The following is a 13,669-nucleotide window of genomic DNA, read 5'->3' as shown; positions in this document are numbered from 1 at the left end:
GAGACTCCCCCCATCCTCTTTCTGTTACCTGTGAACTTTTCACCGTATGTTTACTGGTTTATCCAGTTTTTTTACTTGGCCTTATCGGCTCTTTTTTTCTTATCATCCAGCACAGCACTAGCAAGTCCTGCTGCTAGGAGACCTGCAACAAGGCTTGCGACGCTTTCTTCTGATCCTGTATTTGGTAATGTACCTTCGGAAACTGGAGCATTCGAAACTGCTGGCGCCTGAGCTATTTTCTCAACTGCCTTCCCTTCTGAAACGATTCCTTTCTGACTGACAGGTTCCACTCCAACAGATGACTTAGAAGTTTCTGCTGGCTCTGGTCTTTCTGAGACATGAGGACGTTCTGGGCTCGGAAGCGGTTGTGGCTCTGGTTGTGGTTGTAGTTGTGGCTGCAGCTCTGGCTCTGGTTGCGGCTGTGGTTGTGGAGTTTCTGGAAGCACTTCTTTCGTGCCCACCTCTGTGATTTCTGCCACTGGATCTTGCTCTACAAAGGCATCCAGTTCCTTCCGGCTTTCCACTCCATTTTCTTGAGAGACTTCCACTAAGCGCAATTTGCGGCCTTTTTGACCTACTTGAACCACACGTTTCTCACCTTTTGGAAGATCCGCATTTGGACGTTCTAGGCGTTCAAAGTCCAACTCTTCTGGCTCAATCACCAACTCTGGCTTGGTATGGACCAGATTCTTAACTCCTTCTTCAGGAATAGCTGTTCCTGTTGGTGCTTTTGCTATGAGTGAGATTTGATATACTTTTTCTAGCTTGCCATCTTCTGAGACAACCTTGACAAGAGCAGGTGTATCAGAACCTTTAGCATCAACAACTGTAACAGCTACCCCATTCTTGCCAAGTGCTGAAACGATTGGACGTTCTCCCTCATACTCTAGATGATAATCTGTCACATCTGGGTTAAATCCTTCTAGGTCTTTGCCATTCACTTGAATGGTGACGTCTGTTGTCGCCTGAGCCTCTTCAGTTGGGGCATAGGCGCTCAATTCAATGATTCCGATACCTTTAAGATTTTCATCACGAACCATTCTTAAACGGATGGCTTTGGTTCTGGTTTCATTGAAGCTGAGGTTAGAGATATAACCAGGCTCAAAGGCATAATCCAAGCTGTAAGGAATTTCTTCCCAGTTAGAGGCTTGGTTAAATGGATGATCTGGAAGTTTTTTTAGATTGCCATAATCATCCGGAACATCAAAGTCTGGTCCAACGTAGCGTTCAAGAACCGTCTTGGTTGGCAGACCTGTTTCCTGATCTGCAAAGAAGTCGACTGCTACTTTATTGACTAAACGCTCTGTTACTTGACCATTTTTCTTGAAGATGAGACCGGCAAACACTTCTGTTTGATTTGGTTCTCTCTTCCAGTTGGTCCAACGATAGTACTCGTTGTAGCCACCATCATTGATGTAATCGATATAGTCAATTTGATTTGGATCGAGATCGTTGGTTTCACTGGCAAATGCTCTGGTATCCTCTGCATTGTAGTCAGGGTTCACAGAGAGGATTTCTCCGGTTTTTTCTGACACCCGGACGGTCAGCTGAGCCGTCAGATCATAGCCAATGACTTTTCCTTCTAGCGTGAAGCTACCTTCATGAGAAAGCGCATCAGCTGGTACAGCTTGCCAGTTCACCGTCAGTTCCTTGCGTTCATAGCCTGTAGCCCCTTTGAAGTAGACGCCTACGGTAGATGGTAAAACTAGATTTTGACCAATCTTCACAAAACGGCTACCTGCTTCGACTGCTACTGGAGCAGATTGTTTCAGTTTTTCTGCATCGCTTGTGAGATGGAGGCGGTATTCTTGTAAGATGGTGCCATCTTCTGCTTTGTGGATGACGCGGATTGGCTCACCTTCATGGACGCTTGGCACAACTGTTGCAAGACCGTGATGGCTAGCTGTTGCTTCCACTTGTGGATAAGCCCGATCACGCGCATCGATGTAGTAATCTATCACACTTGGGTTGACACCTGGCAATACCTCACCATTGACACGAATGGTCACCTGGCTCTTTTCTTCTGCCGCAACCTTATTTGCAAATACCTGAATCTCTGAAATAGAGCTTCCACGTTTACCTTCTGGTGTCTTCATTCGGATCCGAACGGCATAGGTGTCGACTTTATCAAAACTAAAATGATTCATCTTGCCAGCTGTCACTGCTTCGTCAACGCTTAGGTTGCTGACTTCTTTCCAGTTAGCTGGGTTGTTAAATGGATGGTCTGTTTCGTCTTTGACGCGATTTGGATTGCTTGGTACTGCTGGGATTTGCTCACCCACATAGTATTCAATCACATATTCACTTGGAGCCCCAACACCGTGGTCTTCGTGGAAACCAACATGGAGGTTATCCACTGCACGCTTGGTCAAGATACCAGAGTCCCCAAACAAGATACCGACAGAATCTTCCGCATTGTCACGGCCCCAGTTGGTCCAACGGTTAGCTGGAGCATCGGTAAAGGAGACGACCTTATCATTGACCTTAGCAACTGGATCTGCATCGTTAGAGTCACTTGCAAAGGCAAGTGGCAAGACTGAGCCTGTCCATTGTTCTGCTACGTTGGCTCCCTTGACTGTGTTTGCGGAAACACGGATATGGAGACGGGTTGGAAGGTTGGTTCCTTCTACACGACCGGAGATAACAACTTCTCCTTCTTGGGCCAAGAGTTGTGGATCGACCGCATCCCAGGCTACCTTAGCAGCATAGGTCTTGCCATTAGAGTGATAGGTCCGCACGCTTTCTGGAAGTGCTGGTTTTTCACCGACTGGAGTTGTGGTGCTGACTTCTTCTACAGCGATAATGCCTTCAACTGTGACTTGGGCTTGGGCTTCTTTCTCCACCCCCTCTACCTGACCTGTGACTGTAAAGTTATGGTAATCCTTGACTTGATCTGCTGTTACGGCATCCCAGGTCACGCGTTTTTCTTTCGGGAATCCCTTATCATACTCGACCAAGACTGTCTCTGGAAGAGCTGGCAAAACGTTTCGATCGGTGCTGATCCGTACAGGACGCACCTTGACAACTGTCTTTTCTTCTGGATTTGGCGTGATGGTAAAGGTTAATTCCCCTGTTTTTCCTTGGAAGCTAGCTTGTAAATGAACCAATCCTGCTTCCCGTAGTTCCAAACCTTTCTTGCTTGCGACTGCTTTTCCTTGACTGCCGGCTACTGTTGCCACATCGATTTGATCTGCTTGGAGGCTAGCCACACTGCCATCTTGGTAATGAGCCAAGACATCAAGCGTTACCGTTTGGTCTTCCTTGAGTTCTTGCCCTTCTGGCAGACGCAATTCTAGGCGCTGGATCTGTGGACTTTCTTCTTGGAATTGCACCACATAGGTCTGAACAGCTCCCGTATCCTGAGCAGTCACAAAGATTTGAACTTTCAAACCATTTTCACGACTAGCTTGTAGGACCGTCACTTGGGCATTTTCTGCACTTGCTGTGACTTGACCAGGCTCTTGCCCATAAGCCAATGGGCGGAAAATAGTATGGTTGCCACTACCAAATTTTGGAAGGGCTACCCCATCTAGCTGAACCGTTGGTTTCTTAGCCTTGCTGACTGTTCCACCTGCAACCACTAGCGTCGCTTGGACTGCTTCCCCATTGCCTAGGAGTCCTGTAGCTTTCAAGCGAGCACCTGGTGTAGACAATTGCTCCTCTTGACCAGCTTCCAAGGTCCATTGATCAACTTCATAGCTAACTGTTCGGCCATCTGTGAAGACCAATTGCACAGTCTTATCCACTGTCGCTAGGTCTGCTCCCTGCGGGATTTGTTTGATAACTGGAAGGACTTGCTCTACGCCGATCACATCAACCAGAGCTTCGACCGTGCGTCCTTGAACATGACCTGTCACACGAACTTGGCCAGTCCGACTATAGTCTGCTCTTTCCCATTCAACGGCTTCTTCTTGAGCCTTGCCATCACTATAGACGACAGATACGTGACTTGGAAGCTCGGGTACCTCACCTAGGTAAACTTGTGTCCGAACCGGTTCTACTCCCAAGATAGAGCGTTCTTCCTGGTCCTTCTTGCCGGTAAAGAGGCTGACTTGGTCTGATTGCAAGCGATCTGAGTCTGCATAAAGAGTAAAGGATCCTGCTTGCTCAGTTGATTTGACAACGACCACCCCTTTGCCGTTAAAGGCCCGACGTTGCCATGAGCCATCTTCCTGTGCTTTGTAGCGTTCCCGGCTAGCTTGTTCCCCGTTGTCGACACCGACAATTTGGCCTTGGCCATGCAAATGGAAATGCACCAAGTTATTGGCAGTTGGGACGACACGACCTGCTTCATCGACGATTTCATAGGTAATATAGGTCAAATCCTTGCCGTCTGCCGCAATAGCGTGTTCTTCTTTCAGCAGACGAACACCGGCTGGCTTCCCAGCTGTTTCAATCTGATCGCGGGCAATCACTTCCCCTGCTTCGTTGCGGGCAATGGCTTCCACCTTACCTGGCACGTAAGGAACCAACCACTCTAGATAGAGTTCATCCGGATTTGCCCCTTCCTGATAGGTCCGGCCATCAGCTGTGGTCTTCTTAGTAAAGGTCTTCACTCCTTGTGATTCCCCATTGACAATCAATTCCACACTGTGGGCATTGGAGAAGGCACGAACAGGAATCCGACCTGCTTCATCCATGACACGATTGGCTAATTCTGGATTGTCCCAGTTCCAATGTGGTAAGAGATGGACCATTGGATGTTTCTCAGCTGACAACCATTGACTTTGGTAAAGGTAAAAATCATTCTTCGGAAGGCCGGCAGTATCCACGATACCGAAATAAGAACTTTTCACAGGTGTATCATTTTGGTTGTGCCATGGTGTTGGCTCACCAATATAGTCTGTACCTGTCCAGATAAATTGACCTGCATAGCCGGCATGATCACGGTCAAAGGTCCAAGAGGCTGTCGCTGTCCGACCCCAACCAACCCGGTCATTGCCGTAGTCTGATTGTTCATAGTGGCGATCTTCTTGGTTGCTTCCGACCCATTCTCTTTCAGGGTGGTAGTAAGAGCCTCGTGTCCGCGTCGCAGAAGAGGTTTCAGAACCATAAATGAGCCAGTTTGGGTGTTTAGCTCGTAGGCTTTCATAGTTGGCCTCTGAATAGTTAAATCCAACTGCATCGAGCTCTGCCGCTACCTTTTCATGGCCTCCCGAACCATCACCAAAGCGGAATTTGTCAGCTCCCATGGTGACATAGCGGGTTGCATCCACTTCCTTGATGGTCTTGACCAACCGACGAACGGTTGCGACAGACTTATCAGATCCATCTGCTTCACCAACTTCGTTACCGATCGACCACATCACAATAGAAGGATTGTTCTTTCCTCGCTCTACCATGGTCCGAAGATCATAGTCAGACCACTTATCCCCTTTTCGAGCTTCTGGATGCGTTGCATCCTTTTCAAAGAATCGACCGTAATCGTATTGCTTCTTACCACCATACCAAGTATCAAAAGCTTCTTCTTGGACCATCAAGCCCAACTCAGCCGCAATTCGCAAGGTTTGTTCACTGGCTGGGTTGTGGGTCGTCCGGATGGCATTGACTCCCATGTCCTTCATCTGTTTAAGGCGGCGGTATTCAGCCTTGTAATTTTCCTCAGCTCCGAGGGCCCCATGGTCATGGTGAAGGGAAACACCGTGGAATTTGGTAGCCACTCCGTTAAGGAAGAAGCCCCCTTCTGGTGTCCAGTTCAGATAGCGGTAGCCAAAGCGTTCCTTTTGCACATCGACCAACTGCGAATCCCGATAGACCCGCGTATACAGCGTATAGAGGGCTGGGTTATTGGTCTTCACATCCCAGAGGGTCGGTTTTTCAACATGAAGGGTATGAGACAGGTTGATCTCTTGACCAGCCAAAACGGATTGAACTTCACTACGTACCTTTTCACTGACCACTTGACCATTTTGATCGACGATTTCGTATTCTGCATAAATACTGTGGGCTTGATCATCTTGGTTGACAATACGACTCTTCACAAGAGTATCGACTGCCCCATTCTGTTGTTCTTCTAATTTTGAACTCGTGATGGTGGTCCCATACTTAGCCACATGAACCTTGTCCGTCACACTCAGTTTGACATCACGATAGATCCCACTTCCAGAATACCAACGACTACTTGGTTGTTGGTTGACCACATGAACCGCGATGGTGTTTTCACTTCCATCCGCATTCAAATAAGGAGTAATATCATAAGAAAAAGCATTGTAGCCATTTGGATAATGACCAACAAATTGCCCATTTACATAGACTTTCGAATCCATGTAAACTCCACCAAATTCCAAACGCACCTTCTTATCGAGGTCCTTGTCTTCCAAACGGAAGGTCTTGCGATACCAAGCATCCCCACCGTTTAATTGTCCCCCTTCATTTTGAGCCGGAGAGTTGTGATCGAAGTCAAAGAAGATCGACCAATCGTGGGGTAAATCTAATTTTTTCCAGTTTTTAACATCCACCTGGCGACCTTCTGCACCAGGAGCTGCATTTAACTTGAAATACCAGTCCTTGTTAAAGTCTCGTTCGCGATCTTGCACCATATCCTCCGCTACCTGTTTTTGGTCTTTCGTAGCCTCTTCAGTAGCCCCAGCAGAACGTACACTTGTTTGAGGTTCCACCTGTGGCTGTTCGACTTCGCTCTCATTTCTTTCAGGAGTAATGACAGCAGGCGCCTCTATGGTTGTTGAAGCTTTATCACTTGTCACAACCTCTCCATTCGTCACCTCTGACGCTTCCCTTGTGGTTGTCATCTCCTCTTCTGTTACAGCTCTTCCTTCTTCTTCAGCTAAGACAGATGGAGCTCCAAAAAAAGATACACCGATTAATACAGAACAAGCTCCAACCGCGAGCTTGCGAATACTAAATACACTGCGCTTTTCAAAAAAAGACTTTCCCATATTTAACCTCCTCTTGGGATTTTAATAATGTAAGCGCTTTCTAAAATGCGTTTGCAAAAAAAGAAACTCTACATTTTAACTATACCAAAAGTTGGGGCTTAAACAAGAGAGCTAGCTAAGAATATATAGTTTGTACTAAAAGAACTATACTTTGTCGAACTGATTCTTATTAGCATAAAATAGCCTTGTCTGGAGAATTAATCTATAATAACAGTTCTTTCATATACGAGAACTTGAGAAACAAATCGTGAGTTGATCCCAATTTAATATAAAGGATTCGAGCTCCCTCTATTTCCATGCCTTCAAAAGGAATTCTCCTGTTTGAAATAGTTGTCATTCCAGCGGAGATAAGGTAGAATGAAAAGGATGAATTGAAAGGATGACACATGAACTACATTATTACTTTTTTAATCTCCATGATTCCTCTGGTAGAACTTCGTGGAGCCGTTCCCTACGCCATCTCTAGCGGAATTCCTCTTTGGCAAGCTCTCCTGATTGGGGTCGTTGGCAACATGCTTCCTGTCCCTATCATTTTCTTTTTCGCTCGCCATATCCTGGAGTGGGGGAAAGAAAAGCCTATTATCGGGAATTTCTTTACCTGGTGTCTCAACAAGGGACATCGTGGAGGTCAAAAATTGGAAGAAGCTGCAGGAGATAAGGGAATCTTTTGGGCACTACTCCTCTTCGTCGGCATTCCCCTGCCAGGAACTGGAGCCTGGACTGGAACCCTTGCCGCTTCTATTCTAGACTGGGGCTTCAAACGGAGCGTCCTTGCTGTCATGCTGGGAGTTGTCCTAGCAGGTCTCATCATGGGATCTCTCTCGCTCCTCTTTGGACTAGATACCTTTGCGCATTAATCACAAAAAGGACTGAAACAGCTGTTTCAGTCCTTTTAGAATGTAGACAACTAGTTTTTACATAAAATAGCTAGATGATTTTTCAGAAATATAACTTCTATTATTTTGGGTCACTGAAGCAGATTAAAAAACTTTCCGCTGTGAGAAAAGTGCCTGAAATACAATTTTTTTTGGCACTCGGGAGTTTTGAAACTTTAGGTTCAAAACTAAGTCATGGAACTTCGTAGAAGTTCGCTGACGTCCGTACTCACCTAAGGAAAGTTATTTATATGACTTTATCTTGCAAAAAAGAGGTTTCCATCGAAACCTCTTATTTTTTATTCTTAGTTGTTAAGAGCTGCTGCCATTGTAGCTGCAACTTCTGCTTCAAAGTCATTTGAAGCTTTTTCAATACCTTCACCAACTTCAAAGCGAACGAATTCAACAACTGAAGCATTTACTGATTCAAGGTAAGCTTCCACTGTCTTGCTGTCATCCATGATGTAAACTTGTGCAAGAAGAGTGTAGGCTTGGTCAACTTTCGTGTTGTCCAAGAAGAAGCGATCCATTTTACCTGGGATGATTTTATCCCAGATTTTTTCTGGTTTACCTTCAGCTGCCAATTCAGCTTTGATATCTTCTTCAGCTTGAGCAACCACTTCGTCAGTCAATTGAGCTTTAGAACCATACTTCAAGTGTGGAAGAGCTGGTTTACCAACCATTGCACGGCTTTCGTTGTCTTGGTCGATCACGTGGTTCAATTGTGCCAACTCATCTTTTACGAATTGCTCATCCAATTCTTTGTATGAAAGAACAGTTGGTTTCATTGCAGCGATGTGCATTGAAATTTGTTTAGCAAGTGCTTCGTCTCCACCTTCGACAACAGAGATAACACCGATACGTCCACCGTTGTGTTGGTATGCACCGAAGTGTTGTGCATCTGTTTTTTCAAGCAAAGCAAAACGACGGAATGAGATTTTTTCTCCGATTGTAGCTGTTGCAGATACGTATGCTGCTTCAAGAGTTTCACCTGAAGGCATTGTCAAAGCAAGAGCTTCTTCGTTGTTAGCTGGTTTACCTTCAGCGATGACTTTCGCTGTTGCGTTTACCAATTCAACGAATTGAGCGTTTTTCGCAACGAAGTCAGTTTCAGCATTTACTTCAACTACTGCTGCAACGTTACCGTTCACATAAACACCAGTCAAACCTTCAGCGGCAACACGGTCAGCTTTCTTAGCTGCCTTAGCCATACCTTTTTCGCGAAGCAATTCGATTGCTTTTTCGATGTCACCATCAACCTCAACCAAGGCTTTCTTAGCGTCCATAACACCAGCACCAGATTTTTCACGCAACTCTTTAACAAGTTTAGCTGTAATTTCTGCCATTTTGATTCTCCTATATTTTTTTAAAAATAGGAGAGCCGGGCTAAGCCCCGCCCTCCTAGGTAATTACGATTGTGATAATTAAGCGTTGTCGCCTTCTACAACTTCAACGATTTCTTCGATTGAATCTGCTTGAGTTTCAGTTGCTGCCAATTCAGCTTCAACTGAAGCAACTGCATCTTCACCTTGACGTCCTTCGATAACAGCGTCAGCCATTTTCGCAGTGATCAATTTAACAGCGCGGATAGCATCATCGTTCGCTGGGATGATTACATCGATATCGTCTGGGTCAGTGTTTGTGTCGACCATCGCTACAACTGGGATACCCAATTTCTTAGCTTCTTTAACAGCGATTTGCTCTTTGTGTGGGTCAACAACGTACATTACGTCTGGGATACGAGGCATTTCTTCGATACCACCCAAGAATTTTTCAAGACGAGCGCGTTGTTTGTTAAGAAGTGCAACTTCTTTCTTAGGAAGAACGTCGAAGATTCCTTCTTCTTCCATACGTTTGATTTCTTTCAAACGAGCGATACGTTTTTGGATTGTTCCCCAGTTAGTAAGGGTACCACCCAACCAACGGTGGTTGATGAAGTATTGACCTGAACGAACAGCTTCTTCCGCAACAGCTTCAGCAGCTTGTTTCTTAGTACCAACAAACAATACAACTGCGTCGTTTGCAGCAGCATCACGCATGAAGTCATATGCTTGGTCAGCATATTTTACAGTTTGTTGCAAGTCGATAACGTGGATTCCGTTACGCTCAGTGAAGATGTACTTAGCCATCTTAGGGTTCCAGCGACGAGTTTGGTGACCAAAGTGTACACCAGCCTCAAGAAGTTGTTTCATTGAAATTACTGCCATGAGTAAATTCTCCTTTTTGTTTTTTTCTCCTCTCCCAGACGTCAGCTTGCAACACGACCACAAGGGCAACGGTGCCACAATGGTTCCAGGATGAGTATTTATTGCTTTACGCAACTTTATCAGTATAGCAGATTTAGAAGCTTTTTGCAAGTCATTTGAGAGAAATTCCTAGACTTTCCTGCTTTTCTTCAGGTCTTTTTTCTCCTTCCTTTATGTTTTTCTGCACGATTCTCATTCTTTCCCTTTCATAAGCCTTTTGTCCGAAATTTTTTCTTGACCTTATCTGATTTTTAAGATAAAATAGAATATGTTGTGGCGGTATAGCCAAGTGGTAAGGCACGGCTCTGCAAAAGCTTGATCGTCGGTTCAAATCCGTCTACCGCCTTCACAAACAAATATCAATGAGCCCAGCAATGGGCTTTTTTTGATACCATCACTGGATTGGACTGCACCATCGCTCCTTTGCGAGCGATTCTGTTCTCCACTCATGAAAGGAAAAGATGATTATGAAAAAAGTTACCTTGTATACTCTCAGCATCCTCTCTTTTGCCATGCTTACCGCTTGCCAACCCGCTGTACCAGAGACTCACCAAAGAAAGCCCCTTGTTAGCAGTTCTAAAAAAACCTCTAAGAGCTCTAGAAGTTCATCCTCTAAAAAATCAACCAGCAAAAAAGAATTTCCATCAGACTTCGATGACGATGGTTCTTCTAGTTCTTCAAATTCTAACACGCGCGAGGATCCTAACTATACAATGAGCTGGATGGACCAAGGGGAAGCTCTTGAATCTATCGGAGATATCCCCGAAATGCCAAAATGGGTTGCATTCAAAGAAATTAAAATGGAGGCCCTCATTGGCAATGAGAACCTTACTCCTACTTCAAAAGAAGAAGTCCTCAGAAAGTTGGGATCTGCTGATACTGATACTGCTGATGATTTCTATTGGCATGGAGATAACTTTAGTATCTTGATTGGATTTAATGAAAAAAATCAGGTATCTAACAAAATTGCAACCCTGCCTAACGCTAAAAAGGTTACGAATCTCAAGGATATTCAACCTGGAATGACGGCTAAAGAAGTCGTCGAAAAACACGGCCGTCCAGAAACTGTTTTCGTCTTTGGCTACGCGACGATCTTTAGTTGGAAGGGAGAAGACGGAAAAGACTACTCAGTTGGTTTTGACAAAGAGACAGTCTTCCAAATCTCTGAGCCTACATAAAGTTGCCCTTTTCGAGAATCATTTCTGATCCTATTCAAGCATTCAGTTGCTTTTCACACTGATGGGATAGAATCCCTTCTCAACAAACACAAATCCTCCAAGACCAGCGTCTTGGAGGATTTCTTTGTATCAAGGGGAAGGCCCCTTTTTCATTCCTTACAATTCTGCAATTTGATTGAGGTTGACTTCTGCCACAGTGTCATTTCCAAACATGGTGATAATCATTTTCACCTTGTTGTTATCGATTTCTGTGATCTTACCAGTGTAGTCTGCAAAGGCACCATCGATAATGCGTACAGTATCTCCCACCTTCACATCAATGTTGAAATCTTGAACTGTTTGTCCCATCGAAATCAAGATGTTACGAATCTCGTCTTCCAAAAGTGGAGTTGGTTTTGAACGGTTCCCGTGTGATCCAACAAATCCTGTTACGTTTGGTGTATTCCGAACAACAAACCAAGCTTCATCAGTCATGACCATTTCTACTAAGACATAACCAGGGAAGCGATTTTCTTCGATTTCTTTTGTTTTCCCGTTCTTCTCGATTTGCACAGTTTGAGTAGGGATTTCTACACGCAAGATGTTTTCCAACATGTTATATGTTTGTGCGCGTTGAAGAAGGTTTTCCTTCACTTTGTTTTCATATCCTGAGTAGGTCTGTAGGACAAACCAGCCTTTGTCAAAACTATCCATTTTTGTTTCCTTTCTTATCTACCAGAGGTCCATCGTTTCATCACGATACTAAAAAAAGCCTTCTGGCTCTTGTTTTCCTAGCTCCATTATAACATAAAACCGGAGAAAACAAAGCAGTTTCTCTTGTTTTTCTTCAGCAAGATAAGAAAAAAAGCATCCACAGGGGACGCAAATTTGTTTCTTTTTTAGAACATATCGATTAGCTTCAAAATACCTTTAGCCACTACTTGGTCAAACAAATAAATCAAAGCTACAAAAAAAGCGGTGTACTCAATCACTGAGATAAAATTTTTCCATCTTTCCTTGCGATTTGGCCAAGTCGTGTTTTTAAGCAAGACAAAAATATCTTTAAAAAATTTCACAACATTCTCCTATCTGGTTTCTTTATGAATTGTATATTTACTACAATGTTTACAAAACTTATTAACTTCTAGACGTTTTGGTTTTGGCGTCGCACTCAACTTAATTGAGTAGTTGCGTGACCCACAAACCGTACACGCTAGACTTGCTTTTTTTAATGCCATAACGCCTCCATTCACACTATTATAGCAAGTTTTCCACTATTTGACAAGCTCTTCTACTCTAAGGGAGCGCATTTTATTTGGCTTTTCTCTATGATTTGATACAATATAGAGGATAAAGGAGAAATTATGAAAAGCGATCATCTGAAAGAAAGTAAAAACATTGAAGACCGTCGCGGGCAAAGTGGCGGGAGCTACTCATCTGGCCGGTCTGGTGGGAATTTAGGGGGTGGTATTTTACAGATCCTCCTCTCGCCTGGAAGCTTTAAGAGCAAATTAATCTTAATCCTCGTTCTCATCTTTTTGAGCGGGGGAGCTGGATTGAGCGGGCTCTTTGACCAGGGTCAGACCACACAGAACTACAACTCAGTACAAGTCACGCGCCAAAGTAATACCCAGGTGAGTGATGGAGATAGCAAATTCGTCAGTCAAGTCCTTGGAACCACTGAGGATTTCTGGGGGCAAACCTTCCAAAAAGACGGGCGGACCTATCACAAGCCAACCCTGGTTTTTTATACCGGACAAACTCGTACTGGCTGTGGTGTAGGTCAAGCATCTGCAGGTCCCTTCTATTGTCCGACAGACCAAAAGATCTATTTAGACATCAGCTTCTACAAAGAGTTGACCACCAAATACAAGGCTAGCGGAGATTTTGCCATGGCTTATGTCATCGCTCACGAAGTCGGCCACCATATCCAAAACGAATTAGGGACTCTTCAGAGTTACCAAAAAGCCATCCGAGGGAAAAGCGAGACAGAAAAAAATGCCCTCAATGTCCGTTTGGAACTTCAAGCTGACTACTATGCGGGTATGTGGGCTCGCTACATTGAAGAGCAAGGCCTCATGGAGACGGGAGATATCGAAGAAGCGCTCAATGCTGCTCATGCCGTGGGAGATGATACCCTTCAAGAACAAGCCTATGGCTACTCCGTCCCTGATAGCTTCACCCACGGGACGTCTGAACAACGCATGCGCTGGTTCAAACGGGGCTACCAATACGGCGACTTTGAACACGGAGATACCTTCAGCGTCTCCGATGAAGACTTGTAATGAAACTAAAAACAAAAGCCTTTCAGATTATCATCTGAAAGGCTTTTTTGTTACCCTATCGACAGCTGTCTGAGCATCGAAAAGTATTGAAAAAATTCTTTTCATTCAACATCTTCTCAGAAACTTTCCTTAGGTGAGTACGGACGTCAGCGAACTTCGAAGAAGTTCCATGACTTATTAAGATACAAAGGGCGTCTGCGGATAAAGTCA

At 44.6% G+C, this 13,669-nt stretch carries 9 protein-coding genes and 1 tRNA gene; 4 read left to right on the top strand and 6 right to left on the bottom strand.

Annotated elements, in window-relative coordinates; genetic code table 11:
- Positions 1-71: 71 nt before the first annotated feature.
- Entirely contained in the window at positions 72-6,896 is a 6,825-nt protein-coding gene (locus tag ADF75_RS03930) for an Ig-like domain-containing protein (protein ID WP_048789220.1), read from the bottom strand.
- Between the two features lie 386 nt (positions 6,897-7,282).
- On the opposite strand from ADF75_RS03930, the gene ADF75_RS03925 reads away from it, so the two are divergent.
- Positions 7,283-7,753, top strand: coding sequence for a COG2426 family protein (locus ADF75_RS03925; protein ID WP_048789219.1), 471 nt, complete (start codon positions 7,283-7,285; stop codon positions 7,751-7,753).
- A gap of 323 nt (positions 7,754-8,076) precedes the next feature.
- On the opposite strand, the gene tsf is transcribed toward ADF75_RS03925, so the two are convergent.
- Positions 8,077-9,117, bottom strand: a complete 1,041-nt coding sequence (tsf, locus tag ADF75_RS03920) for a translation elongation factor Ts (protein ID WP_048789218.1) — start codon at positions 9,115-9,117, stop codon at positions 8,077-8,079.
- A gap of 78 nt (positions 9,118-9,195) precedes the next feature.
- Positions 9,196-9,978: a 30S ribosomal protein S2 gene (gene rpsB, locus ADF75_RS03915; protein WP_006597010.1), complete on the bottom strand. Its 783-nt coding sequence runs from the start codon at positions 9,976-9,978 to the stop codon at positions 9,196-9,198.
- Positions 9,979-10,292: 314 nt separating this feature from the next.
- Here rpsB and ADF75_RS03910 point away from each other — a divergent pair.
- A tRNA-Cys gene (locus ADF75_RS03910) sits at positions 10,293-10,363 on the top strand.
- Positions 10,364-10,484: 121 nt separating this feature from the next.
- Positions 10,485-11,195 carry a hypothetical protein gene (locus ADF75_RS03905; RefSeq protein ID WP_048789217.1) on the top strand — a complete coding sequence of 237 codons (711 nt, stop codon included), beginning with the start codon at positions 10,485-10,487 and terminating at the stop codon, positions 11,193-11,195.
- A gap of 156 nt (positions 11,196-11,351) precedes the next feature.
- Here ADF75_RS03905 and nusG read toward each other — a convergent pair whose 3' ends face one another.
- The 3 genes from nusG to rpmG form a co-directional block, all read right to left on the bottom strand.
- Positions 11,352-11,888, bottom strand: a complete 537-nt coding sequence (gene nusG / locus ADF75_RS03900; protein ID WP_006595435.1) for a transcription termination/antitermination protein NusG — start codon at positions 11,886-11,888, stop codon at positions 11,352-11,354.
- A 185-nt stretch (positions 11,889-12,073) separates the two neighbouring features.
- Positions 12,074-12,250 carry a preprotein translocase subunit SecE gene (gene secE, locus ADF75_RS03895; RefSeq protein WP_006595434.1) on the bottom strand — a complete coding sequence of 59 codons (177 nt, stop codon included), beginning with the start codon at positions 12,248-12,250 and terminating at the stop codon, positions 12,074-12,076.
- A 9-nt stretch (positions 12,251-12,259) separates the two neighbouring features.
- Positions 12,260-12,412 (bottom strand): 50S ribosomal protein L33, encoded by a 153-nt coding sequence (rpmG, locus tag ADF75_RS10165; RefSeq protein ID WP_006595433.1) that lies wholly within the window; start codon positions 12,410-12,412, stop codon positions 12,260-12,262.
- 126 nt (positions 12,413-12,538) lie between these two features.
- On the opposite strand from rpmG, the gene ADF75_RS03890 reads away from it, so the two are divergent.
- Positions 12,539-13,459 (top strand): KPN_02809 family neutral zinc metallopeptidase, encoded by a 921-nt coding sequence (locus ADF75_RS03890; RefSeq protein ID WP_048789216.1) that lies wholly within the window; start codon positions 12,539-12,541, stop codon positions 13,457-13,459.
- Positions 13,460-13,669: the final 210 nt, after the last annotated feature.

The sequence above is a fragment of the Streptococcus sp. 1171_SSPC genome, from assembly GCF_001069335.1.
Lineage (GTDB): Bacteria > Bacillota > Bacilli > Lactobacillales > Streptococcaceae > Streptococcus > Streptococcus xiaochunlingii.
This window is presented reverse-complemented; position numbering and strand designations above follow the sequence as displayed.